This is a genomic window from Bradyrhizobium betae, assembly GCF_004123905.1.
In the GTDB taxonomy this organism is placed as follows: Bacteria; Pseudomonadota; Alphaproteobacteria; order Rhizobiales; family Xanthobacteraceae; genus Bradyrhizobium; species Bradyrhizobium betae_A.
Window position 1 is genome coordinate 17,477 of sequence record NZ_MZXW01000035.1, and the last position, 26,013, is coordinate 43,489.

At 65.5% G+C, this 26,013-nt stretch carries 16 protein-coding genes and 1 pseudogene; 6 read left to right on the forward strand and 11 right to left on the reverse strand.

Annotated features, from left to right (window positions below; genetic code table 11):
* The first annotated feature begins 1 nt into the window (after position 1).
* From B5V03_RS25145 to B5V03_RS25155, 3 genes are read left to right on the forward strand one after another with little or no spacing between them, the layout of a single operon-like run.
* Positions 2 to 742 (forward strand): ABC transporter ATP-binding protein, encoded by a 741-nt coding sequence (locus B5V03_RS25145; protein ID WP_129273070.1) that lies wholly within the window; start codon positions 2 to 4, stop codon positions 740 to 742.
* Entirely contained in the window at positions 739 to 2,118 is a 1,380-nt protein-coding gene (locus B5V03_RS25150) for a glycosyltransferase family 4 protein (RefSeq protein WP_164988272.1), read from the forward strand. The genes B5V03_RS25145 and B5V03_RS25150 overlap by 4 nt, the downstream gene beginning before the upstream one ends.
* Positions 2,119 to 2,128: 10 nt before the next feature.
* Positions 2,129 to 3,409, forward strand: a complete 1,281-nt coding sequence (locus B5V03_RS25155; protein WP_129273071.1) for an O-antigen ligase family protein — start codon at positions 2,129 to 2,131, stop codon at positions 3,407 to 3,409.
* Between the two features lies 1 nt (position 3,410).
* Here B5V03_RS25155 and B5V03_RS25160 read toward each other — a convergent pair whose 3' ends face one another.
* The 8 genes from B5V03_RS25160 to B5V03_RS25195 form a co-directional block, all read right to left on the reverse strand.
* Positions 3,411 to 4,646 carry an ABC transporter substrate-binding protein gene (locus B5V03_RS25160; protein ID WP_129273072.1) on the reverse strand — a complete coding sequence of 412 codons (1,236 nt, stop codon included), beginning with the start codon at positions 4,644 to 4,646 and terminating at the stop codon, positions 3,411 to 3,413.
* A 109-nt stretch (positions 4,647 to 4,755) separates the two neighbouring features.
* A complete protein-coding gene (locus tag B5V03_RS25165) occupies positions 4,756 to 5,661 on the reverse strand; it encodes a DMT family transporter (protein ID WP_129273073.1) in 906 nt (301 codons plus the stop codon).
* A 77-nt stretch (positions 5,662 to 5,738) separates the two neighbouring features.
* On the reverse strand, positions 5,739 to 6,614 hold the full coding sequence (locus B5V03_RS25170) for a DMT family transporter (RefSeq protein ID WP_129273074.1): 876 nt from the start codon (positions 6,612 to 6,614) through the stop codon (positions 5,739 to 5,741).
* Positions 6,615 to 6,628: 14 nt separating this feature from the next.
* Positions 6,629 to 7,510: an NAD(P)-dependent oxidoreductase gene (locus B5V03_RS25175; protein WP_129273075.1), complete on the reverse strand. Its 882-nt coding sequence runs from the start codon at positions 7,508 to 7,510 to the stop codon at positions 6,629 to 6,631.
* Positions 7,511 to 7,512: 2 nt separating this feature from the next.
* Positions 7,513 to 8,644, reverse strand: a protein-coding gene (gene prfB, locus B5V03_RS25180; RefSeq protein WP_129273076.1) for a peptide chain release factor 2 whose coding sequence is annotated in 2 segments (ribosomal slippage) — positions 7,513 to 8,574 and positions 8,576 to 8,644 — 1,131 coding nt in all. Because the reading frame shifts where the segments join, the coding sequence is not laid out codon by codon here.
* Positions 8,645 to 8,749: 105 nt separating this feature from the next.
* Entirely contained in the window at positions 8,750 to 11,260 is a 2,511-nt protein-coding gene (locus B5V03_RS25185; protein WP_129273077.1) for a penicillin-binding protein 1A, read from the reverse strand.
* A 235-nt stretch (positions 11,261 to 11,495) separates the two neighbouring features.
* A complete protein-coding gene (locus tag B5V03_RS25190; protein WP_129273078.1) occupies positions 11,496 to 13,985 on the reverse strand; it encodes a penicillin-binding protein 1A in 2,490 nt (829 codons plus the stop codon).
* 231 nt (positions 13,986 to 14,216) lie between these two features.
* Positions 14,217 to 15,512, reverse strand: coding sequence for an N-acetylmuramoyl-L-alanine amidase (locus B5V03_RS25195; RefSeq protein WP_129273079.1), 1,296 nt, complete (start codon positions 15,510 to 15,512; stop codon positions 14,217 to 14,219).
* A 704-nt stretch (positions 15,513 to 16,216) separates the two neighbouring features.
* On the opposite strand from B5V03_RS25195, the gene B5V03_RS25200 reads away from it, so the two are divergent.
* Positions 16,217 to 19,297: an Rne/Rng family ribonuclease gene (locus B5V03_RS25200; RefSeq protein ID WP_129273080.1), complete on the forward strand. Its 3,081-nt coding sequence runs from the start codon at positions 16,217 to 16,219 to the stop codon at positions 19,295 to 19,297.
* A 66-nt stretch (positions 19,298 to 19,363) separates the two neighbouring features.
* Here the strand turns inward: B5V03_RS25200 and B5V03_RS25205 are convergent, their stop codons facing one another.
* On the reverse strand, positions 19,364 to 20,044 hold the full coding sequence (locus B5V03_RS25205) for a helix-turn-helix domain-containing protein (protein WP_129273081.1): 681 nt from the start codon (positions 20,042 to 20,044) through the stop codon (positions 19,364 to 19,366).
* A gap of 205 nt (positions 20,045 to 20,249) precedes the next feature.
* Here B5V03_RS25205 and B5V03_RS25210 point away from each other — a divergent pair, with 205 nt between their 5' ends.
* Positions 20,250 to 21,746 carry an amidase gene (locus B5V03_RS25210; protein ID WP_129273082.1) on the forward strand — a complete coding sequence of 499 codons (1,497 nt, stop codon included), beginning with the start codon at positions 20,250 to 20,252 and terminating at the stop codon, positions 21,744 to 21,746.
* A gap of 54 nt (positions 21,747 to 21,800) precedes the next feature.
* The gene (locus B5V03_RS25215) at positions 21,801 to 23,033 is read left to right on the forward strand and encodes an NAD(P)/FAD-dependent oxidoreductase (RefSeq protein WP_129273083.1); all 1,233 of its coding nucleotides are present in this window, start codon (positions 21,801 to 21,803) and stop codon (positions 23,031 to 23,033) included.
* Here B5V03_RS25215 and B5V03_RS25220 read toward each other — a convergent pair.
* Positions 23,030 to 25,127: pseudogene (locus B5V03_RS25220) on the reverse strand (tetratricopeptide repeat protein). The gene B5V03_RS25215 and the pseudogene B5V03_RS25220 sit on opposite strands and share 4 nt — an antisense overlap.
* Before the next feature lie 49 nt (positions 25,128 to 25,176).
* Positions 25,177 to 26,013: a helix-turn-helix transcriptional regulator gene (locus B5V03_RS25225; protein ID WP_129273084.1), complete on the reverse strand. Its 837-nt coding sequence runs from the start codon at positions 26,011 to 26,013 to the stop codon at positions 25,177 to 25,179.

Here is a 26,013-nt window from a genome sequence, read left to right on the forward strand (position 1 = left end):
CATGGTCTCGATCAGCCTTCGCAATATCTGCCTCGATTACCCGCTCTACGGCGCCTACGACTTCTCGCTGAAGCGGCGGCTGCTCGGGCACCTCATCCGCGAGCCGGGCGAGATGCGGATCATCCGCGCCGTCGACAATGTCACGATCGAGGCGGAAGCCGGCGCCCGCATCGGGCTGGCCGGTCCCAACGGCTCCGGCAAGTCGACGCTACTGCGGCTGATCGCCGGCGTCTACCCGCCGAGCAGCGGCAGCATCGCGGTCCAGGGCAACGTCGTGCCCCTGCTCGGCCTGAACGCCGGCGTCAACCTGGATTTCGTCGCGGAGGACAACATCGCGCTGCTGCTGCGGATCAGCGGCCGCAAGCCGACCCGCAGCGTGATCGACGAGATCTGGGCCTTCACCGAGCTCGAGACGCGGATGCGGCGGCTGCCGCTGCGGATGTTCTCCTCGGGCATGCTGATGCGGGTGCTGTTTGCGACGGCCACCGCCTTTCCGGCCGACATCCTCCTGCTCGACGAATGGCTCAGCGTGGTCGACGAGCACTTTGCGGAGAAGGCCGAGGTGCGGCTGTTGAACCTGGTGTCGCAGGCCGCGATCGTGATCATCGCCTCGCACGACCAGCCGCTGCTGCGCCGTACCTGCTCCACCATCATCAATCTCGATCACGGCCGCATCGCTTCGACCGTCACGGTCGAGCCATCAGGCACGCACGCCTTGGAGCTCCGCGAGAAACGCGCATGAAACAGAACATCCTCGTCGTCTCCGAGTCGCTCGGACAACCCAACCACAAGCGCGGCATCTTCCACTTCACCCGGGAATTGGTACGTTCGCTCGCCGCGGAGGGCCATGAACTCACGCTGCTGGTGGAGACCTCGAAGCGCTATCGCAAGCTGTGCCGGCGCGAGCGACGCACAAAACTGTTTGCGGCGCCATCACGCAACATCGAGCTGCTTGCTCTTTATCGTTTCCTGGACGAAATCAACGTCAGCGGGCCGGTGACGCTCAGCGGCACGCGCCGCAAATTCGACTGGCTCCGCCACAGGGCAGGCATGTTGCTCTCGCGGGACAACCTCCTTTGCCTCCTGCGCGCGATCGGCCTGCGCGGCCTGCAAGCGCGGCTGATCGAGAACCGGACCGCCGCGCTCGAATACATTCCGCCGGATCTGAGCCACCTCGAACTGTTCGGCGACTTTCAGCTCGAGCCCGGATTCTTCAACTATCAGGACTCCTCCGCCTTCTTCCTGCTGCCGCCGCCGCGGATCGATGCGCGGGACTACGACATCATCGTCGTGGACACCCCAACCCGGGTGGCGATCAAGCGCAAGCCCGGCGCCAAGGTGATCTGCGTGGTCCATGATCTGCTGCCGCTCACCGACCTCAAGCTCAGCGACATCGCGACGCGGCAGTTCCTGGCGCGAATCCGCACCAGCCTGCGTCAGGCCGACGAACTCGCCTTCGTTTCAAACTATAGCATGATGCGGTTCAGGGAACTATTGCCGCAATATGCGCAGCTGCCGGCGCGGGTCGTATATCCCCGCACCCGGTTCGACGCCCCGGATGTCCTGCACCTCCCAGCCCCGTCGGGGCGTCCGGGGCGGCCGAGCTTTGTCGTCATCGTCTCGAACGAGCCGCGCAAGAACGTCGCCACCGTCATCCGCGCTTTCCGCAACGTGCCGCAGGCCGATCTCGTGGTGATCGGCTATGCCGGCGAGACCAGCCGGACACGCAACCTGCCGCCAAACGTCCGCTTCGCCGGCTATGTCGACGAGCACGAGAAGGCGGCCCTGATCGCGGAGGCGCACGGCCTCATCATGCCGAGCTTCGCTGAAGGCTTTGGCGTGCCGATCATTGAGGCGCTGGCTGCGAACACGCCTGTGCTCTGCTCGGATATCGCAGTATTCCGAGAGGTCGCGGGCGAGCTCGCCGATTATTTCGACCCGTTCTCGACCGACTCCATTGCAGCCTCGATCACCCGCGGGCTGACGCGACAGGAGGAGTGCCGCGGCAAGATCCGCGCGAGGCGCCACGAGCTTGCCGAACGGTTCGGCTACGAGACCCAGGCCCGCGATTTCCTCGGCCATGAGATGCCGAGGGAACGATTGGTCGCGGCACAGTAAGCGCATCCACATGACCGCTGAACCTGCCGTATTGTCCGGTCCGGCCGGTCCGGGTGAGCTGCGCCGCCGATGGCTGGCTTTGGGCCATTCGGCCGCGCTGGTCCGAGCGGCAGATGTGCTGGTCATCCTGATCGCGGCATCGTTGCCGTGGTCGACCACGGCGCCTTCGATCTTCGTCGGGCTGTGGCTGCTCGCGGTGACGCCGACCATCGACTGGCGCCACTATGCGCGCGAACTGACGCGGCCGGCATTCGCCCTGCCATTCGCGCTCTTGCTGCTCGCGCTCGTGGGCACGCTGTGGTCGGACGGCGACTGGGCTGACCGACTGCATGCGATCAAGCCGGTCGCAAAGCTCGTGCTGATTCCGCCGCTGCTCTACCATTTCAGCCGGTCGGAGCGCGGCTTCCAGGTTTGCCTCGCTTTTCTTGCCTCCTGCGCGCTGCTTGCGCTCTACTCCTGGATCGTGCTGCTCGACCCCACCTGGAAAATCACCGCGACGGCATCATCAGGCGTTCCCGTCAAGAACTACATCGACCAGAGCCAGGAGTTCACGCTGTGCGCCTTTGCGCTTGCGCTGCCGGCGTTGACCTTCTGGCGCGCCGGAAGCATGGCCGCAACGGCCGCTTGCCTGGCACTGATCCTGCTGTTCGCCACCAACATGGTGTTCGTCGCGTCAAGCCGCACCGCCCTGCTCTGCATCCCGGTGCTGCTAGGCCTGTTTGCCTGGAAACATCTCAGCCGGCGAGCGACGCTGCTCCTGCTCGCAGGCACAGTCGCCGCTAGCGCGCTCGCGTGGACGACGTCGCCCTATCTGCGCCAGCGCATCACCGACATCGCCGTCGAATACCGACATGGCCATGAGGATATCAGCCGCGCCTCGACCGCGCAGCGGCTGACCTATTGGCGGAAGGCGCTACACGCCTTTACCGAGGCTCCTCTGATCGGCCATGGCACCGGCTCGATCAAGCGCCAGTTCGAGCGCGCTGCGACCAGCAGCAACAGCCTTGATGCGGAGATCGTCAACAATCCGCACAACCAGACCCTCAATGTCGCGATGCAGTGGGGCTTGCTCGGCGTCGTCCTGCTCTACGCGATGTGGATCGCACACCTTCGCCTGTTGCTGGGCGAAGGCCTTACCGCCTGGATCGGCCTCGTGGTCATCGTGCAGAACATCGCAAGCTCGCTGCTGAACTCGCATCTGTTCGATTTTCACGAGGGCTGGATGTATATGCTCGGCGTCGGCGTCGCGGGCGGCATGGCGTTGAAGGCGCAAGCCGCCAGCCGATCCTGACCTACTGGCCACGCTCGTGGCCGACCTCGCCGGTGATGACGTCACCGAACAGCTCCCAGGCCTGCCCGTTGAAGCGCATCAGCTGCATCTGCTCGATCGGGAAATAATCGTCCGGTGAGGTGTTGACCATGATGCCCGGCAGCATCAGATCGGTGTGGAAATCCTTCAGGTTCGCCGCCTGCTTCATGACGTTCTCGCGCGTGAGGTTGTCACCGCACTGCTTCAAGACCTGGGCCATCGCCTCGGCCTGCACGTAGCCATAGACGTTGTTCGCGTTGGCCTTGTCGCCATCAGGGTAATATTTGTCCATGAACGCACGCCATTTGATCACCGCGGGATCCTTGTCCCAGGTCGGATCGGTCGGGTCCTTCAGATAGACCGTCGAGACGATGTCCTTGGAATAGTCGAGCCCGGCGGGCTTGAGCACCGAGGCGACCGAAGTCGCGGTGTTGGCGAGGAAGAATTTTGGCTTCCAGCCGAGCTCGCCGACCTTGCGGATCGCCTGTGCCGAGCCTTTTGGCGCGGCCCACGAGAAGAAGATGTCGGCACCGGAATCGTGCAGTGCGACGATCTGCGAGTCGATCGAGGGATCGCTGACCTCGTAGGATTTGTCGGCGATGATCATGTTGACCTTGTCGCCGAGCCCGTCCTTGAGGCCCTTGAACTGGTCCTTGCCGGCGTCGTCGTTCTGCCAGAACACCGCGATCTTGCCGTTCGGAAAGTTGTCGCGGATGCATTTTGCGTAGATCCGCCCCTCGCTCTGGTAGTTGGGCTGAAAACCCATGGTCCACGGGAAGTTTTTGGGATCGCCGAACTTGGTGCCGCCGGAGGCGACGAACAGCTGCGGCACTTTCTTCGCATTCATGTATTTCATGATCGCGGAGTTCGAAGGCGTGCCGAGCGGTTGGAAGATCAGCAACACCTCGTCGCTCTCGACCAGCTTGCGCGCCTGCTCGATCGCCTTCGGCGGCGAATAGGCGTCGTCATAGCTGATGAAGTCGATCTTGCGCCCGTTGATCCCGCCCTGATCGTTGATCATCCTGAAAAAGGCGGCCTCGGTCTTGCCGATCACGCCATAGGACGACGCCGGCCCGCTATAGGGCATGATGTTGCCGATCTTGATGTCGGTGTCGGTGGCGCCGGGGTCGTATTTCTTCTGCGCCATTGCCGGTGCTGCGATGAGCACTACAGCAGCAAGAATGGCGAGGGCAGCAAGGTTTTGGCGACGACCCGGCATCGTTCTCTCCCCTATGTTTTGTAGTCTTGTTTTGTGGAGAGTGTCGCAAGGCGGTTGACCGCTGGCAAGCGGCTCGTTTTTCCGTGAGGTGAAACGCTCGATCGGGAACTTACGCGCCGCGCCGCAGCATGACACGCCCGTCGATTACGAGCAGCGCACTAGCGATGACGATGGCGCCGGCGATCTCGCGCAGGGAGATCGGCTCACCCAGCACCAGCCATCCCAGAAGAATGGCGGTAACCGGAATGAGCAGCGTCACCAGCATCACATTGGTCGCGCCCGAGCGCCGAATGATCTGAAAGAAGACGATGTAGGCGAGCGCCGTCGACAGTCCGGCAAGGCCGAACACCGCGAGCCAGGTCGTGAGGCCCGGCATCGGAAGATGCCACGGCTGCTCCACCGCACCGGCGACAACCGCCATCATTACTGCCGACGCCATCAGCTGAAACGTCGCCGTGCCGAGCGGCGGAGAGCCCTTCAACAGCCGTCGCGCCGCCAACGCGGCGAGACCATAGCTGAAGGCACCACCCAGGCAGAGCAGGATGCCAATCCCCTGCCCGGCCCTCGTCTCGATCCCCCATCCGCGCAGGATGATCACGCCGGCGAGGCCCAGCGCCACGCCGGCGACACGGCGCATCTGCAAGCGCTCTTCGCGCGCCGCCGCCATCACGAGCACGGTGAAAAGCGGCGTGGTCGCGTTCAGAATCGACGCCAGCCCACTCGGAATAAAGGTCTGGCCGATCACGATCAGCGAGAACGGAATGACGTTGTTGAGCAGCCCGATCGCAACGAACGGTTTCCAGCCCGTCATGCCCTTGGGAAGACCAATGCCCTGCATCCGGAGCAACGGCAGAAGGATGGCCGCACCAAGCGCGACGCGCAAAAACACCAGCGTCAGCGGCGGCAATTCCCGCAACGCCGCGCCATTGAAGAAAAACGAGCCGCCCCAGAGCACCGAGAGCACGGCAAGCAGCGACCAGTCGCGTGCGTCGATCCGGTTGTCGTTCGCGGGCATGCGTCTCTCCTCGGCGGCCGAGCCTGCCGCCTAGGACGACGCGGCGGACAAGGCCACCCGATTTCCGAAGACGCAGTTCACGAGGATTGGCCCGACCGGGCAGCGCCGGCGATGTCGGCAACGACAGCACCAATGACGAGAGCCCCGCCAATCAGCGCATGCACGGCCGGCAGCTCGCGGAATGCGACCCAGATCCAGAACGCCATCAGCGGCGTCTCCAGCGTCGCGATCAGGGAGGCCTGCCCTGACGGCAGCAGGCGCGAGCCGAGCATGTAGAAGGTCAGGCCGAGTGCGACCTGGAGGCAGCCGAACATCGCGAGGATCGCTAGGCTATTGCCGCCGACATGGGCGATGTCGTGGGCGAATGGAAAGCTGACGAGGCTTCCCAGGAAGTTGGAGAGTGCGGCGGCCGCCACCATCGACGTCTCGCGGTGGCGCCGGACCACCACCGTCATGGCGGAGATGGCGAGCACCATCAGACAGCTCAGGGCCACACCGCCGAGATCGGCGCCGGCCGCAACGCCGCCAACCGTGATGACGACGCCGGCAAAGGCGATCAGGCTCGCGACCAGCGTGCGCCATGTCGCGACCTCACCGAGCCAGAGCCACGCCAGCGCAGCCGCGACGAAGGGCTGAGTGGCGATCAGCACTGCCACATTCATCACCTTGGTCATCTGAAGCGCCGGAATGAACGCGACCATGCCGATGGTGGACAATGACGCCACCAACAGGCCGCCGCGCCCCGGCACCAGCAATTGCCACAGGGCGGCGCGGCCCTGCATCACCACGAGAAACATGCTGATCAGGCTGCCCGCGAACAGGCCGCGCCAGAACAGGATGGTCCAGGGATCGAACGGCAGCAGCCGGGTGAAGAACGGCGCCGTGCTCCAGGCGACCGCGGCCGCGGTGACGAGGGCAATGCCGAGACCGCGTTCCGAACGAGGCTGCCCCATGTCGACGTGCCCGGCTAAAGCGGCTTCTTCGGCCGCGACACCAGCTCGATCATCTTGCCTTCGTCATCATCCGGCATCGTGGCCTTGGCCTGCGCGTAGGCCTCGACGGCCGCGCGCGAAACCAGCGGCTTGCCGGCCAGCAGGCTCTCGGCGAGCTTCACGGCATAGGCGGCATCCTTGTGCCGCAGCGCCGCCGTGAAGGTCGCGCCGCTGAAATCGCGGGCGACCATGCGCCTGGAGTGGCGCTGCACCTGCGGGCTCGCGGCGACTCCCGCCTGGATCGATTCAAGCACGAGGTTCATGTCGAGCCCGGCCTGCTCGGCGATCGCCAGGCCCTCGGCGAGGCCGGCGATCTGGATCGCACCCATCAGATTGTTGATGAGTTTGTAGACCGTGCCGGAGCCGACCGCGCCGAAATGGCGGATGGTCGAGCCGATCGGCGTCAGATACGGCCGCGCGCGTTCGAGGTCGGCCGCGTCCGCGCCGGCGAGCAACGTCAGCTTTCCGCTGGCAGCTGCATCCGGCAATCCGGTCACGGGGCAATCGATATAGATCAGCCCGAGCGCGTTCAGCTCGCGGCCCATCTCGCGGGCGTGGTCATAGGAGACGGTCGAGCATTCGATCGCAATGGTGCCTGATTTGGCCGTCTTGGCCGCGCCCTCGGGCCCGAGCCAGACCGCGCGCGAGGCCTCGTCGTCGGCAACCATGGTCACGACGGCGTCGGCATCGATCGCGGCATCCTCAGGCGAGGTCGCCCAAAGCGCGCCGCGCGCGATCAGGTCTTCCGCTTTTGATTTGCTGCGATTCCACAGCGTCACCGTGAAGCCTGCATCGAGATAGCGGCCGGCCATGCCATGGCCCATCCGTCCAAGCCCGATGAAGGCAACGCGGGGCATGATCAGTCCACGTCCTCGATGTCAGCGCCGGTGGTGCCGAAGGCGCGCTGCGCCAGTGTCGCGGCCATGAAGTCGTCGAGCTCGCCGTTGAGCACGCCCGAGGTGTCGGAGGTCTGCACCCCCGTGCGCAGATCCTTCACCATCTGGTAGGGCTGCAGCACGTAGGAACGGATCTGGTGGCCCCAGCCGATATCGGTCTTGGCGGCCTGGTCGGCGGCGGCTTTCTCTTCGCGCCGCTTCAGCTCCATCTGATAGAGCCGTGCGCGCAGCATGTCCCACGCCTGCGCCCGGTTCTTGTGCTGGGAGCGGCCGGCCTGGCAGACCACCGCGACGCCGGTCGGAATATGCGTCAGGCGCACTGCGGATTCGGTCTTGTTGACGTGCTGGCCGCCGGCACCGCCCGAGCGCATGGTGTCGGTCCGGACGTCGGATTCCTTGATGTCGATCTTGATGCTGTCATCGATGACGGGGAAGACCTGCACGCTCGAGAACGAGGTGTGCCGCCGCGCGTTGGAATCGAACGGCGAGATGCGCACCAGCCGATGCACGCCAGCCTCTGTCTTGAGCCAGCCATAGGCATTGTGCCCGGAGACCTGGATCGTTGCGGACTTGATGCCGGCCTCTTCGCCCTCGGACTCTTCGAGGAATTCGACCTTGAAGCCGTGGGTCTCGGCCCAGCGCGTGTACATGCGCAGCAGCATCTGCGCCCAGTCCTGGCTCTCGGTGCCGCCGGCGCCGGCATGGACTTCGAGATAGGAATCAAAGCCGTCGGCTTCGCCCGACAGCAGCGCCTCGAGCTCGCGCCGCGCCACTTCCTTCTTGAGGTTCTTCAATGCGGCTTCGGCTTCAGCGACGACACCCGCATCGCCCTCGGCCTCGCCGAGCTCGATCATGCCGATGTCGTCTTCAAGCTGCTGCTCGACCTTGCCGATGCCCGAGAGCGAATCCTCCAGCGAGGTCCGCTCCTGCATCAGCTTCTGGGCTTTCTGGGAATCGTTCCAGAGATTGGGATCTTCTGCGAGCTTGTTCAGCTCAGCGAGGCGCGCCGTCGACTTATCGACGTCAAAGATGCCTCCTCAGCAGCCCGACCGACTGCTTGATCTCTTCTACCAACCGTTCGATTTCGGCGCGCATGTCGTTCTCTGGTCTCGCGGAATCCCGCGTGCAATTGAAAAGGGGATGTAGCGGCGGCGGCGCCAAAGCGCAACCGCCCGCTCCCTCAAACGTCGGCCTTATACGCTAGTACAGCCCGCCGGTGCCCGGCCGCATGAAGAAGCCGGAATCCGGCTGCTGCTGTTGCGAGGCCGGCACGCCGCCGCGGCCGTCGGCATCTGCAACGCCGATGACGGAGTAATTATCCGGCGGCGCCGTGCCCGGCTTGAAGGCTTCGAGGATCGTTCCACCGGTCTCACCGGGGCCGGCACGCATGCCGGTCTTGGCGACGACGCGCACCAGCTTGATGCCGGCCGGCACCTTGAACGGAACGGCGGGCTTGTCGGCGAGCGCGAGCTTGAGGAAGTCGCGCGCGATGGGCGCGGCCAGATGGCCGCCGGTCGCGGCGTTGCCCTTACCGAGCGCGCGCGGCTTGTCGTAGCCCATGTAGATGGCGACGGCGACGTCAGGCGAGAAGCCAACGAACCAGGCGTCCTTGGCCTCGTTGGTGGTGCCGGTCTTGCCGGCAATCGGCTTGCCGACCTCCTTGACTACGGTCGCGGTACCGGCCTGCACCACGCCTTCCATCAGCTCGGTGATCTGATAGGCGGTCATGGAATCCAGCACCTGCTCGCGGCGGTCGATCAGCTGCGGCTCGTTCTGGCTCTTCCAGCCGCCCGGTGCATCGCAGCCGCGGCATTCACGCTGGTCGTGCTTGAAGATGGTGCGGCCGTAGCGATCCTGGATGCGGTCGATCAGGGTCGGCTTCACGCGGCGGCCGCCATTGGCGAGCATCGAATAGGCCGTGACCATGCGCATCGCCGTCGTCTCGCCGGCGCCGAGCGCATAGGACAGATAGTTCGGCAGCTCGTCATAGACACCGAAGCGGCGCGCATATTCGCCGATCAAGGGCATGCCGATGTCCTGCGCAAGGCGCACCGTCACGGTGTTGAGCGACTGCCGCAACGCATTGCGCAGCGTCACCGGGCCCTGGAACTTGCCCGAGGAGAAGTTTTCCGGCCGCCACACGCCGGCGCCCTGGCCCTGGTCGATTTCGATGGGGGCGTCGAGCACGACGGTCGACGGCGTATAGCCGTTGTCGAGGGCTGCCGAATAGACGATCGGCTTGAACGACGAACCCGGCTGCCGGTAGGCCTGGGTGGCGCGGTTGAACTGGCTCTGGTCGAACGAGAAGCCGCCGACCATCGCGAGCACGCGGCCGGTCCAGGGATCCATCACCACCATCGCGCCCGAGACCTCGGGGATCTGGCGCAGGCGGTACTGGCCTTCGACCGGCTGTCCCTCCTTGCTGTAGAGCGGATCGGCATAGATCACGTCGCCGGGCTGCAGCACCTGCGACACCGCAGTCGCCGCCCTGCCCTTCGCAGGCCCCGAGGCCGCCCTGGCCCATTTGATGCCGTCAAGTGAGATGAGACCGGTCTCGCGCTGCTTGCTGATGGCGCCGCCGAGCTCGCGGCTGGGCTGGAAGCCGATGCGCGCCGACTGGTCGCTGGTCTCCAGCACTACCGCCATGCGCCACGGCGAGATGTCGGACAGCGACTTGATCTCGGCGAGCTTCACGCCCCAATCGCCCGAAATGTCGAGCTTGCTCATGGCGCCGCGATAGCCCTGCTGCTCGTCATAGTTCACGAGGCCCGAGACCATGGTCTTGCGCGCCATCACCTGGATCTTCGGATCGAGCGTGGTGCGGACGGACAGACCGCCCTCGTACAGCTTCTTCTCGCCATAGCGCTCGAAGATGTCGCGGCGGACTTCCTCGGCGAAATATTCGCCCGCGAAGGTGTGGGCACCGTTGGAGCGGTTGGTGACGGTCAGCAGCTCCTTGCGGGCCTTGTCGGCGTCGGCTTGCTTGATCCAGCCGTTCTCCAGCAGACGGTCGATCACGTAATTGCGGCGCTCGACGGCGCGGTCGCGGTTACGCACCGGATGCAGGGTCGCGGGCATCTTCGGCAGCGCCGCCAGATAGGAGGCTTCCGCCACGGTCAGCTCGTTCACCGACTTGTCGAAATAGACCAGCGAGGCGGCCGCGATGCCGTAGGCGCCGAGGCCGAGATAGATCTCGTTCAGATACAGCTCGAGGATCTTGTCCTTCGAATAGGTCTTCTCGATCCGCATCGCCAGCAAGGCTTCCTTGATCTTGCGGGCGAAGGAGACCTCGTTGGTCAGAAGGAAATTCTTGGCGACCTGCTGGGTGATCGTGGACGCACCCTGCGGACGGCGGTTGGAGCCGAAGTTCTGGAGATAGAGCACGCCCGCGCGCGCCATTCCGGTGTAGTCGATGCCGCCATGTTCGTAGAAATTCTTGTCCTCGGCGGCGAGGAAGGCGTTGATCACGAGCTTTGGCACGGCCTGGATCGGCAGATACAGCCGCCGCTCCTTGGCGTATTCGCCGAGCAGCGAACCGTCGACCGCGTGGACGCGCGTCATCACCGGCGGCTCGTAATCCTGAAGCTGAGAGTAATCGGGCAAGTCCTTGGAGAAATGCCAGATCAGGCCTGCCACGGCCCCGACACCGACCAGGAACAACACTGTTCCCGCGGCGAACAGGAAGCCCATGAACCGCACCAGCAAGCGCATTATGTGTTTATCCGTTCAATCCTGGCGCCGCTCAAATGGCGCTTTCCAACGAAGCAATTCACCAAAACGCCAGCACATTGACGCCGAGCTCCGGCTGGTCTGCCGGAAGGATTTTCGCTGATTCCGCGTTTTATAATGCGTCCGCTGTGGCCAAACTAGGGCTTTGGGCGGGTCAGGCAAAGTCCCTTTTTGCGATTGGCGGTCGCGAGCGGGCATTGGCGCCCTCCCCGATGGACTACCACAGTCCACCGGTCCCCGGCCGCATGATGAAACCGGTCTCGGGCGGCGGCAACTGCGGCGCGCGTCCGTCATCATCGGTCATGCCGATCGCGGAATAGTTGTCCGACGGCGCGGTGCCGGGCTTGAAGGCCTCCAGGATGGTTCGGCCGGAATCGCCCGGCACGGCACGCAGGCCGGTCTTGGCATCGACCCGAACCAGCTTGATGCCGGCGGGAATCCGAAACGGCGTCGCCGGCTTGTCCGCCAGCGCCAACTTCATGAAGTCCCTGGCAATGGGGGCTGCCGTATGGCCTGCTTGGGCGTTTCGGCCCAGGCTGCGAGGCTTGTCGTAGCCAACATAGAGACCGACGACGAGATCGGACGAGAAGCCGACGAACCACAGATCCTTTGCATCGGAGGAGGTCCCCGTTTTGCCGGCAATCGGCTTGCCCACCTCACGCAGCGCGATGGCCGTGCCGCCCTGGACCACGCCTTCCATCATCGACGTGATCTGATAAGCCGACAACACATCCAGAACCTGTTCGCGACGGTCGATGAGCTGGGGTTCGGACTGGTTCTTCCACCCATCAGGCGCGTCGCATCCGCGGCATTCGCGCTGGTCATGCTTGAAAATAGTATGGCCGTAGCGGTCCTGGATGCGGTCGATCAGGGTCGGCTTCACCCGACGGCCGCCATTGGCGATCATCGAATAGGCCGTGGCCATTCGGATCACCGTGGTTTCTCCGGTCCCGAGCGCGTAGGAGAGATAATTCGGCAGCTCGTCGTAGACGCCGTACCGCTTGGCATATTCTCCGATCAACGGCATTCCGATGTCCTGCGCAAGGCGCACCGTCACGGTGTTGAGCGACAGCCGCAGCGCATTGCGCAGCGTCGTCGGCCCCTGATATTTGCCCACCGAAAAATTGTCCGGCCGCCAGACGCCGGCACCCTGGCCCTGGTCGATCTCAATCGGCCCGTCGACCAGGACGGTCGACGGCGTATAGCCGTTGTCGAGCGCGGCCGAGTAGACGATCGGCTTGATGGTCGAACCCGGCTGTCGGTAGGCCTGCGTGGCGCGGTTGAACTGGCTCTGGTCGAACGAGAAGCCGCCGACCATCGCGAGCACGCGGCCGGTCCACGGGTCCATCGCCACCATCGCGCCGGAGATTTCGGGGATCTGCCGCAGCCGGTACTGGCCCTCGACCGGCTGCCCGTCCTTGTAAAGCGGGTCGGCATAGATGACGTCGCCGGGCTGGAGAACCTGCGACACGCCGGTCGGGGCCCTGCCCTTGGCCGCGCTCTGAGCGATTCTTGCCCAACGCACGCCGTCGAGTGTCACGATGCCGGTCTCGCGCTGCTTGCTGACGGCGCCGCCGAGCTCGCGGGGCGGTTGGAAGCCGATGCGCGCCGACTGGTCGCCCGCCTCCAGCACCACGGCCATGCGCCAGGGCGAAATGTCAGAGAGCGACTTGATCTCGGCGAGCTTGACACCCCAGTCGCCCGAAATATCGAGCTTGCTCACGGCACCACGATAGCCCTGCAGCTCGTCGTAGTTCACGAGGCCCGAGACCATGGCCTTGCGCGCCATCACCTGGATCTTCGGATCGAGCGTGGTGCGGACGGACAGACCGCCCTCGTACAGCTTCTTCTCGCCATAGCGTTCGAGGATGTCGCGGCGGACTTCCTCGGCGAAATATTCGCCGGCGAAGGTGTGAGCGCCGTTGGACCGGCTGGTGACGGCCAGCGGCTCCTTACGCGCCTTGTCGGCGTCAGCCTGCTGAATCCAGCCGTTTTCCAGCAGACGGTCGATCACGTAATTGCGGCGCTCGATGGCGCGATCCCGATTCTTCACCGGATGCAGAAGGGCTGGCGCCTTCGGCAGCGCCGCGAGGTAAGAGGCTTCGGCAACGGTGAGTTCGTTCACGGACTTGTCGAAATAGACCAGCGAGGCCGCTGCAATGCCGTAGGCGCCGAGACCGAGATAGATCTCGTTCAGATACAGTTCGAGGATCTTGTCCTTCGAATAGGCTTTCTCGATCCGCATCGCCAACAAGGCTTCCTTGATCTTGCGGGCGAACGAAACCTCGTTGGTCAGGAGAAAGTTCTTGGCAACCTGCTGGGTAATCGTGGACGCACCCTGCGGACGGCGGTTTGAGCCGAAGTTCTGGATCAACAGCAGGCCGGCACGGGCCATTCCGGTGTAGTCGATGCCGCCATGTTCGTAGAAATTCTTGTCCTCTGCTGCGAGGAAGGCGTTGATCACGAGCTTGGGCATCGCCTGGATCGGCAAATACAGCCGCCGCTCCTTGGCGTATTCGCCAAGCAGCGAACCGTCGACCGCATGCACGCGGGTCATCACCGGCGGCTCGTAATCTTGAAGCTGGGAGTACTCCGGCAAGTCCTTGGAGAAATGCCACATCAAGCCAGCCGCGACGCCAACGCCGGCCAAGAAGACAACCGTTCCTGCGGTGAACAGGAAGCCCAGGAACCGCACCAGCAAGCGCATTATCTGACGATCTACCCAGCCCAAGGCGCCGAACAGGCGCTACCCCGCCAAGGCGCGGAACGGGCGCCAACCCGATATTGCAAATTCACCAGCCTACGCAATCACATCAGGCCGGACCTGGAGACACTTGCCGAACGGGATTCTCGTCGATTCCGAGCCCCCTCCGGCGCTTCTATAAAGCGCCCGCTGTGGCCAAACTAGGGCCTTTGCGGCAGCACGGCAAAAGCCCTCTCAATTCCCCGCCCCCGCCGTCGCCAGCCGTTTGGCCAGAAACCCGTCGATCGCCTGCGCCATCGAGCCCACGGCCTTGGACCGCCAGCCCTCGGACACCAGATGCTCGAGGTCGCCCTTGTTGGAGACATAGCCGATCTCGACCAGCACCGAGGGCACGTCGGGCGCCTTCAGCACCCGGAAACCGGCCGATTTCAGGGGATGCTTGTGCATCCGCACGGCCGACTTCATTTCGCCCATCAGCAAATGGGCAAAACGATTTGAAAACGTGCGGGTTTCCCGCTGCGTCAGATCGATCAGAATGTCGGCGACGTCGGTCGGCTCCTCCGCCAGATTGAAGCCGGCGATCGCGTCCGCGCGGTTTTCGGCGTCCGCCAGACGCTGGGCCTCGGCGTCGGAGGCCTTGTCGGACAGCGTGTAGATGGTGGCGCCCTGCGCGTCCCCCTCGGCACGCGGCAGTGCATCGGCGTGAATAGAGACGAACAGCGCGGCCTTTAGGTTGCGCGCGATCTTGGTCCGGTCACTGAGCGGGATGAAGGTGTCGTCGTTCCGCGTCATCACCACCCGGTATTTGCCGGCCTTTTCCAGCCGATCGCGCAGCGCCAGGCCAAAGGCCAGCACCAGATTCTTCTCGCTCTCGCCGCTCGACTGCGTGCCGTTGTCGATGCCGCCGTGACCGGGATCGATCACGACCACTGGGCGTCCATCGACCTTCTGCTGCGGCACCTCTGGGGCAGCCGCAGCGGGAACCGTTGCCGGCGGCGCGGGCGCGATCGCGGGCCGCAGCTCGGGGCGGTTTTCCGGGGCGAGCGATTGCACGAAGGCGGTGCGGTCGACCTCCTCCAGCTCGAGCACCAGCCGGGCCGGCTGGCCGTTGGCTGCCTCCAGCACGTAGGAATTGGCGATCTTGGCCGGGCCCGTCAGGTCGAACACGATTCGCGAGCCGCCGGGCATGACGAGCCCGTAGCGGAAGGCCTTGACCAGCCCCCGTCCTCCGGAGCCGATGCCCGTGGGCAGCTGAAAATTGATCTGTGGGACGTCCACCACGACCCGATAGGGGTCGGCGAGCGTCACGGCGCGGAAGCTGACGGTCTGGTCGATGTCGAGGATGAAGCGGGTCTGCTTGCCATCGCCGGCGAGGCGCGCGGCCGAGGCGATTGGAAAATTCGCTACCGCAACAGAGGGTTGCGACTGGCTTTCCGCCGCGCTCAGGCGCGAGGAATCAGCACATGGCAGTACTGCGGCGCACAGCAGCGCGCATCCCAGCAAAACCCTTTGATTTGTGCGGCTCGCCACCGATTCCGTGCCTCCGAGCAGCCTCTTTAACGCAATAGAACCACAGGGTTAATCGATCCTTAATGACAGAAACGCGAAACTCGCTGACTGTGACCGCCGTGCGACGCTCCTTGCACGACTGGCCCAATCCACGTATGTACGGAGTGCTGACGGCCGATATTTCCGGTTGTGTCGCATTCAGCCTCCCGGTGCAGCGCCGGAACTCCCAAGGTTTGGGAATTCCAGCGTTTTCCGTTCCCCTCTAAGACCAGCGCGGTGCGCGGCAGCGAGGTGGAACGGGTCAAGCCCCGGCGGCGGACGGTTCCAGGGTACCACTCATGTATCAGGGACAGTTCTGACAGCGGCGTAACCCATTACCCGGTCCCTTGATCCCAAGGGGACGGTTCGTGATCTCCAAGGCGAGCGCGCTCGCGCCATGCCTGGCCAGCAGCAACTGATTGAGGGGCGGCCCCGCCGCCCAATGTTTCATACGGGCCGACGCTTGATGCGCCAGACTGTGCCGACGAATTCTGAAGGACCATTCGCGACGCTGCGGAGTGACAATCCCGCGCGCCGCTGTGGTCCTCCGGCTTCCGATTCGGCGAGGCGCGAGAGACGGCGTTTCGGCCTTCCCCTCACCCCCGAATCAGGTGGACCGTCGCGTCACCCGGCAGCGCAGATCGCGCCCACGGTGAATCGCGCCCGCCGCCGCCAAGAGTTAAGACATGCCCAACAAGATGTTGATCGATGCCACCCACCCGGAAGAGACCCGGGTCGTCGTGGTCCGCGGCAATCGCGTCGAAGAGTTTGATTTCGAGACCGCGCAACGCAAGCAACTACGCGGGAATATCTACCTCGCCAAGGTCACAAGGGTCGAACCCTCGCTCCAGGCCGCTTTCGTCGAATATGGCGGCAACCGCCACGGCTTCCTCGCCTTCAGCGAAATCCATCCCGACTACTACCAGATCCCGGTTGCCGACCGGCAGGCGCTGATCGAAGCCGAGGAACAGGCCCATCGCGAAGCCGAAGAAGAGAGCGAGAACCGCTCCCACGGCCGCCGCCGCTCGCGCCACCGCAATTCCCGCCGCCGCAGTCAGGGCGAACGCGTCCGCAGCGACATCGTCGAAGGCGCCGATCCCGCGGCCCAGCCGGTTGAGGGCGAGGCCCTTCACACCGAGGGCGCTCCGCACGAGGGCGAGCATCTGCACGCCGATGCGGAGCACCACGGCGAGCACGAAGGTCACGAGCATCACGACCATGGCGACCACGATCACCATGACCATGGTCACGACGACCATCATCATGCCCATGATGACGATCACCCTCACGATCATGACCATCATCATGACGGCGAGCACGATCATCACGACCATGACCGCGCCGAGACGCCCGCGCCTGTCGCAGCCATTGGCGCCGAGCCCGTAGCCGCGGCCGAGACGGTTGCCGAACCGCAGGAAGCTGCAGCTTTCGAAACTCACGCCGAGGCTCTCGCCGAAGCCGTGACCGCAGCCGCTGAACCGGCCGACGCCGTGTATGGCGACAGCGCCGGGGCGCCGCACGCCGAGGCCGCGGAAGCCGCCCATGAAGACGACGACGAGGACGAGGACGACGAGGAAGCCGAAGAGGAAGTCGTCGAATCCGTCGGCGGCGACGACGTGCTGGAGGAAGTGCCGGAGCGCACCTTCCGCCCGCGCCGCCAGTACAAGATCCAGGAAGTCATCAAGCGCCGCCAGGTGATGCTGGTGCAGGTCGTCAAGGAAGAGCGCGGCAACAAGGGCGCAGCGCTCACGACCTACCTGTCGCTCGCCGGCCGCTACGCCGTGTTGATGCCGAACACCGCACGTGGCGGCGGCATCAGCCGCAAGATCACCTCAGCGCAGGACCGTTCGCGCCTGAAGGAAGTGGTGCAGGATCTCGACGTGCCCGAGGGCATGGGCATCATCCTGCGCACCGCCGGTGCCGCCCGCACCAAGCCCGAGATCAAGCGCGACTTCGAATATCTGATCCGGATGTGGGAGACGGTGCGCGACCTCACGCTGCAGTCGCAGGCCCCGACCCTCGTCTACGAGGAAGGCTCGCTGATCAAGCGCTCGCTGCGCGACCTCTACAACAAGGAGATCGACGAGATCCAGGTTGCCGGTGAAGCCGGCCACCGCGAAGCGCGCGACTTCATGAAGATGCTGATGCCCGCCAATGTCAGCGCGGTGAAGCAGTATCGCGACGGCCAGCCGCTTTTCTCCCGGATGGGCGTCGAAAGCCAGCTCGACGCGATGTTCTCGCCGACCGTTCAGCTGCGCTCCGGCGGCTACATCGTGATCAACCAGACCGAGGCGCTGGTCTCGATCGACGTCAACTCCGGACGGTCGACCCGCGAGCACCACATCGAGGACACCGCGCTCAAGACCAATCTGGAAGCGTCCGAAGAGGTCGCCCGCCAGCTCCGTCTGCGCGATCTCGCCGGCCTGATCGTCATCGACTTCATCGACATGGACGAGAAGCGCAACAACCGTGCGGTTGAGCGCAAGCTCTCCGATTGCCTCAGGCAAGATCGCGCGCGCATCCAGGTCGGCCGCATCTCGCATTTCGGCCTGCTGGAAATGTCGCGCCAGCGCATCCGCGCCAGCGTGCTGGAATCCTCGACAGATCCCTGCCCGCACTGCGGCGGCACCGGCCATGTCCGCTCGGTGTCCTCGGTGGCGCTGCAGCTGCTGCGCGGCCTCGAAGAGATCCTGATGAAGGGCGCGACCCACAATCTCGTGGTCCGCACCCGCACCGACGTCGCGCTCTATGTGCTGAACCACAAGCGCGGCCATCTGCGCGATCTCGAGAACGGTTTCAAGGTTACGCTGTCGGTCATCGCCGACCCCAGCGTCAGCGGACCGCAGGCCTATCTCATCGACCGCGGCGAGCAGGTGCATACGCTCGAAGCCGCCAAGGCACTGCTTGCGGCGCAGGCGGCCGCAAGCCCGCCGCCGTTGCCCGAAGAAGCCTATGACGACGAGGAGTTCGATCCGGAGTTGGAATCCGAGGTCGAGACCGAGGAGACCGAAGGTCTCGCCGAGGAGCAGGCCGCGGGTGACGCAGCCTCCGAACAGGATGGGCAGCGTCGCGGCAAGCGCCGCCGTCGCCGCCGCGGCCGCGGTGGCCAGCGCGACGGTGAACCTCGCGAGGATGGCGCTCCGGTGTCGTCTGAAGCAGCCGTCGCGACCAGCGAAGGTGAAGAGGAATCCGAGTCCGAGCAGGATGGCGAGGAAGGCGAAGAACAGGCCGCCCGCGGCGAGCAGCAGGGCAGCGCCGATCGCCGCCGCCGGCGCGGTCGTCGCGGCGGGCGCCGCCGGCGTGGCAATGGCGAGGAAGGTCTTGCCGGATCCATCGGCGACGAGCTCGCGGCCAATGCGCCGCCGGAAGCAGCCGACGCGGTTGCAGACTTCGATGGCGCCGGCGACGAGGCTGCGCCTTCGATCGCGCAGGCCGAACACACTGCGGAGCCACAGTTCACTCAGCCAGAACCGCGCGCCGAAGTGCGGACCGAGGCACCGGCCCAGCCGGAGCCGGCTCCCGCTGTCGTTGCAGCGGAGGAAGAGCCTGCCGACGACAAGGCCGCGCGGCGCCGTTCCACGGTCCGGGAAAAGGTGAGCTTCCTGTCGAGCAACCCGAGCGAGCCGGCAGCGCCGGTTGCACAGGCGACCGAATCGGTCGCTCCGCCCGCACCGGCACCTCAGCCCGCGCCGGAAGAAGCAAGCGAGACTTCGTCCGCCCCGCGTCGCGCCGGCTGGTGGTCGCGCCGCTTCGGCGGCGGCGAGTAAGCCGGACACCCCATAAAAAACGCCCGGCCAAGCCGGGCGTTTTTCGTTTCAAGACTCGCCAAAACGCTACGGCGGCAATTCGTCGCCGCCGAGCGGCGCCACCTCGCGCGAGGCGATCTGGCGAAGCTGGTCGTAGAGATCCGGCGCCTCGCTGGTGCAGAGGCAAACGCCCGTTGCGGACGTCGCCTCGCCGGCATTGAGGTAGGCGTGGCCCATGGTGCTGTCGAGATAGATGCCGTCGCCTACGCCCAGGATCTCCGGCGCGTAGAACTCGGTGTGGACAGCGACGCGTCCGCTGGTCACCAGAAAATACTCTTCACCGCCATGGCGCAGCAGCGGGCCAAACTCCTCCAGCGAGCGCGCGCGGACGTCGGCCACGATCGGCACCATGCGTTTGCCGATCAGGTCGGTGCATTGATAGGTGTAGGTGTAGAATTTCGTGGTGATGACCTGCCCCTGCCCGACCCGGCTGATGCTCCGCCGCGCGGTGACCGGCCGTCCCGGCGCAGGCGCCGCGACCGCCGGATTGAACAGCTCGGCGATCTCCATCTTCAGGCCCGAGGTGAGCTGGACCAGCTTGTCGTAGGTCAGCGACATCAGGCCGTTCTCGACCTTGGACAGGGTCGAGAGCGCCATGCCGGTCCGCTCCGCCACCTGCTTGAGCGTCAGGCCGCGCGCCTGGCGGGCGGCCTTCAGGCATTGGCCGAGCTGCGAATTGGCCCCTTCGGGCGTCGTGATCTCGCTCATGCAGCAAGGCTACCACGGTGGTTGAAAAATTGTTGGCCTATCCGTCTAATCTTTTCGACTGAATCGCTTGATGGAACCGATTTGGCAGCCCACCGGGCAGCCACGCCAGCATTTGTGCATGAAATACCCCGGTTTGACGATTATTGGTGCGTCACACTTACTTTCCGATATGCTAAATCGTTTTCATAATCTGAAAGGACTGGCTTTGTCCGAACTGTGCGATTCCAGCGCCGTTGAGCTGCGCCGCCTGCTGTCCGCCAAGGCGATCTCGCCCGTCGAGCTGCTCGACGCCTGCCTGTCGCGCATCGCCACCGTCAACCCCGCCGTCAACGCCGTCGTGACGCTGGACGAGCCGGGGGCGCGCGCCGCCGCGAAGGCGGCCGAGGCGGCGATCCTGCGCGGCGAGGATCGCGGCGCGCTCACCGGGCTCCCCGTCCTGATCAAGGACACCCAGGACACCGCCGGGATGCGCTCCACCTATGGCAGCCCGCTGTTGCGCGACAACGTCCCGGTCGCGGACCAGGGCTCGGTTGCGCGTTTACGCGCAGCCGGCGCCATCATCTTCGGCAAGACCAACACGCCGGAATGGGCGGCCGGCGCCAACACCCGCAATCCCGTGTTCGGCGCAACCGGCAATCCCTTCGATCCCATGCGCTCGGCGGCCGGCTCCTCCGGCGGTTCGGCGGTCGCGCTCGCCTGCGGCATGGCCCCGCTCGCCTCGGGCTCCGACACCGGCGGCTCCCTGCGCAATCCCGCCGGCTTCTCCGGCATCGTCGGCATGCGTCCCTCCTATGGCCTCGTGCCCAGCGAAAAGCGCATCTTCGGCTGGTCCAATCTGTCGACCGACGGGCCGATGGCGCGCAATGTCGCCGATGTCGCGCTGATGCTGTCGGTGATGGCAAGCGACGATGCCCGCGACCCGCTCGCCTACACCTTGCCCGGCGAGCCCGTGCGTGCGCGGCCCGAACGCTGGGCCGCGCCGCATCCTGCGGACCTTGGCAAGCTGCGTCTCGCTTTTACGGAAGATTTCGGCTTCGCACCGACCGAGCAGGCGATCCGCCGCGTGTTCCGCGCGCGCGTGAGCAAGCTCGCGCCGCTGTTCGGCGAAAGCCGCGAGGCGACGCCCGACTGTTCCGGCGCCGACGATGCCTTCGCCGTGCTGCGCGCGGGGATGTTCCTGGCGACGCATGGCAAGAACTACAAAGAACGTCCCGAGATGCTCGGTCCCAACGTTCGCACCAATGTCGAGGAAGGCCTCGGCTATTCGCTCGAAGACCACGCCCGCGCCACCACGATCCAGACGCGGATCTATCGCGCCTGGCAGACCTTCTTCGCAAACTGCGACGTGCTGATCAGCCCGACGATCACGCTCAGCCCGCGTCCCTGGTCGGAAGCCTATCCCGCCGAGATCGACGGCATGCCGACCAGATCCTATTTCCACTGGCTCGCGCTCGCTTACGCCGTGACGCTTCCCGGCCATCCCGCGATCAGCATTCCGCTCGGGCTCGATGAAGCCGGGCTGCCGTTCGGGCTCCAGATCGTCGGCCCGCGCGGCGGCGATGCCATCGTGCTTGCGGTCGCCGCGAGCATCGAGGCTGCGTTCGCGAACGATGCGCAATTGTGCCGGCCGGTGCCTGACCTGGCACGGCTTGCGGCTTCGCCGCCGCTGTCGGCCGCGCCCGGCTTCCTCACCTGGGAATGAACCGACACCAGCCAGGGCTCGTGCAGACGCCAGCCTGACAGGAGATTTCTACCAATGCAAAGCGCAATCATTCTCGGCGGTGGCATGGTCGGTGTGGGCGCGGCGCTGCATTTGCAGCAGCGCGGCTGGTCGGTCACGCTGGTCGACCGCAGGGAGCCCGGCCGCGAGACCAGCTACGGCAATGCCGGCATGATCCAGGCCGAAGCGGTCCGCCCCTATCCGATGCCGCGCGACCTCGCCACGCTCGTGAAGATCGCGACCGGCCGCACCAACGACGTGCGCTACAGCCTGTCGTCGCTTCACCGCCACATCGAGCCGCTGCTGCGCTACTGGTGGCATTCGGCGCCGAAGCGGCATCGTGAGGCGATCGTCGGCTGGGCGCGGCTGATCGCCTACGCGACACCCGAGCACGACATCCTCATTCGCGAGGCCCATGCCGACAATCTGATCCGCCGCGCCGGCTATCGGGCGCTTTATCGCGATGCCGCCGCCCTGGAGCACTCGATCAAGGACGCGGAACAAGACCAGCGCGAATTCGGCGTGAAGTTTCGCGTGCTGTCGGGCAGCGAACTGACCAAAGCCGAGCCGATCCTGCGCGACGATCTTCCCGGCGCGATCCATTGGCTCGACACCTGGACCGTGTCCGATCCCGGTGCGCTGGTCACCGCCTATGCCGAGCTGTTCGTGCGCCTCGGCGGCAGGATCGTGCTCGGCGATGCGCAGTCGCTGCAACAGACCGCAACCGGTTGGTCGGTCAACACCGACCAGGGCCGCATCGACGCCGCCAACGCCGTCGTGACGCTCGGGCCGTGGTCGCCCGATCTCCTGTACAAATTCGGCTATCGCGTCCCGCTGGTGCGCAAGCGCGGCTATCACATGCACTACAGCGGTGGTGCATCGCTCGACCTGCCCCTGGTCGACAAGGGCAGTGGCTACGCCATGGGTCCGATGGCCAAGGGCATCCGCATCACCACCGGCGCCGAGCTCACCGGGCCGCACGCGCTCGCAACCCCGGTTCAGCTCGCCAGTGCAGAAGCCTCCGCACGCGAGCTGATCGATCTCGGCAAGCGCGCCGAACCCGAGCCATGGTTCGGCACGCGCCCCTGCACGCCCGACATGCTGCCGGTGCTCGGCCGCGCCCCGCGCCACCCCGGCCTCTGGATGAACTTCGGCCACGGCCACCAGGGCTTTACGCTCGGGCCCGCAACCGGACGCTTGCTCGCGGAGATGATGAACGGCGAGACGCCGTCGATCGATCCGACGCCTTATCGGCCGGAGCGCTTCTAGCCCTCCGCGTTCGCGGCCAGCACTGCGAGCGCGGCCGACATCCGCAGCAACGGATCGTCCCATTCGCGCGGGGCGCGCTGGCGGAACAGCCGCATGGTCGGATACCACGGACTGTCTTCGCGGTTCCGCAGCCAGCGCCAATCGAGCGCGTAAGGCGTCAGCATCCACACCGGACGGCCGAGCGCCCCGGCAAGATGCGCAACTGATGTATCGACGGCGATGACGAGATCGAGCGCTGCGACCGCCGCGGCGGTGTCGGCGAAGTCACCGAGCGCTGATGCCAGATCGATGATGTCCTTACCGAGCGACGCCAGCACCTCACCATCTTCGGGCCGCGGCTCCTTTTGCAAGGAGTAGAGCTGCACGCCCGGCATCACGAGGCGTGGCAGCAACAGCTTTGGCCGATAGCGAGCGCTGCCGGTCGCCCTTGTGCCTGGCATTGCCGGCCCAGACCACACCGACCTTCAGCGCCGTCACATCCGCAAGCGCCGCGCGCCGTCGGGCTAGCTTCGCTGGATCGGGATGCAGATACGGGATATCGGCCGGAATGGTATCGAGCGTGGTACCGAACACGCGCGGCAGGCTCATCAGCGGCAGCTGCACATCGAACGGCGGCAGCTTCTCGCCACGCGCGATCACGGTGACGTCGGGGAGCTGCCGCAGCAGCGCAGCGAGCGCGGGTTGAACCTGCAGGATGATCCTGCCGCCCTTCGCCGTCACCATCGGCAGATAGCGCACGAAATGCAGGGCATCGCCAAGCCCATATTCGGCGAACACCAACAGCGTGCGGCCGTCGAGCGGCTCGCCCTGCCATTCCGGCTCGGTGAACTCGGGATCGCCGTCCGACAGCGTCTTGCATTTGCGCCGCCAGCGATAGGTCTCGAACCCGTTCAGGAGATCGCCGTTCATCAGCAGGAAATGCGCGTGGTTGTACTGCGCGAGTGGCTGCTCCGGATCGAGCGCGATCGCGCGATGCGAGACCGCGAGCGCCTCGTCGATCTCGCCGGCATTGCGCAGCGCGACCGCGAGGTTGGCGTGGCCCTTGGCATAGGCGGGGTCGGCCACGACCGCGCAGCGATGCGCGGCGACCGCCTCCTCGGTGCGCTCCTGCTTCTCGAAGATGATGCCGAGATTGGTCCAGGCCGGCGCATGATCCGGCTTGAGCAGCAGCGCATGCTCGCAAGCCGCAATCGCCTCGTCCAATGTGCCGAGCTCGGAAAGACAGGCGCCGAGATTGCTGGCGATCACATGATCCGAGGCATCCAGCGCGAAGGCCCGCCGGTAGATCGCGGCAGCTTCCAGCAGATGACCGGCCTCATGCAGGACGAGACCGAGCAAGCGCAGCGCTGGACCGTTGTCCGGCGCGAGCGCAATCGCGTGGCGGTACTGGACGATGGCACCTTCCAGCAGCCCCTGCCGATAAAGCGCGGCGCCGAGATTGCAGAGCAGTCCGGGATCATCGGGATCGTGGTCGAGCGCGCGGCGATAGGCTGTCTCCGCCTCGCCGAGCCTTTTTTGATCCACGAGGATGTTGCCGAGATTGAGCCAGACGCCGCGATAGGCCGGCTCTCGCGCAATCACCGCGCGATAGGCCTCTTCGGCCTCGGCGAGCCGTCCCTGCTCCGCGAGCGCGACGGCGAGGTTGAAGCAGGCTCGCGTCAGATGCGCATCGAGTGCCAGCGCGCGGCGATAGGCGGCCTCGGCCTCGTCGAAGCGGGCGAGTTCGCCGAGCGCCACGCCGAGCTTGTTGTGCAGGCCGGCATCATCCGGCCGCCGAACCAGCGCGCGTCGGAACGCGGCCACCGCCCCCTCCTGCTCGCCCTTCACGGCGAGCGCATCGCCGAGCGTGACGAGGGCCGGCGCGTGGTCGGGATCGATGTTGAAGACGCGGCCGAGCAGCGCAGCACCCGCACTCGCGCGGTCGGTAAGGAAGGCGGCGACCGCAGCCAGATGCAGCGCCGGGACGTGATCCGGATCGGCCCTCAAAACCTCCGCGCAGAGCGCATCGGCCTGGTCCGGACGCCCCGCCGCAAAGTGCTCCGCCGCCTGCACCACAATCGGATTCACTGCCGCCTTGCCCACGATACCACCCACCCCTTCGAGGTCCGAGATGGGGATTAAACGGGCGAGGTCGCAAATTCCGTCAGTCGGCGCGCTCGACGAGCAGTGTCCTGATGCGGTCGGCATCCTCCTGCGTCGCCGGGTTGTAGACGATCATGCTGAGATCCGGTCGGCCCTCGACATTGAAGCTCGAATATTCGAACGACATGGTGCCGTGCACGGGGTGCTTCAGCCGCTTGGTGCCGTCGCCATGATGGCGTACGTCATTGTCGCGCCAAAGCGCTGCGAATTCCGGACTGGTCCGGCACAGCTCGTCGACGAAATCGGCGACATGCGACACCGCGCCTGCGCGCGCGGCGTCCGCCCTGAACGCCGCCACCACGAAACGGGCGACGCTGTCCCAGTCATATTGCGCGGCGCGCACGCGCGGATCGCAGAAGATGAACCGCAGGATGTTGCGCTTGTCCGGCGGGATCGCGCCGTAGTCCGTCAGCACCACGCTCGCCGCGCGATTCCAGGCGACGACGTCCCAGGTCGCGGTCCGCACCAGCGCGGGACTGAACGCGAGCGCATCGAGCACGCGCTGGAGCCGAGGCGAGACGCCTTCGGTGGCCTGGTAGCGCACCTCAGGCGGGCGGCCGAGGCCGATCAGGAACAGATGCTCGCGCTCGACATCGGTCAGCATCAGCGCACGCGCAATGCGGTCGAGCACATCGGCCGACGGCGCCCCGCCCCGGCCCTGCTCCAGCCACGTGTACCAGGTCGGGCTGATATTGGCGCGCTGGGCCACCTCCTCGCGACGCAGGCCGGGCGTGCGCCTGCGGCTGCCGCCAAGGCCGAACGCCGCCGCATCGAGCCGGGTGCGACGGTCCTTCAGATAGGTCCCGAGCAGGTTCTCGGCTGAAACGGTTTCGCTCAT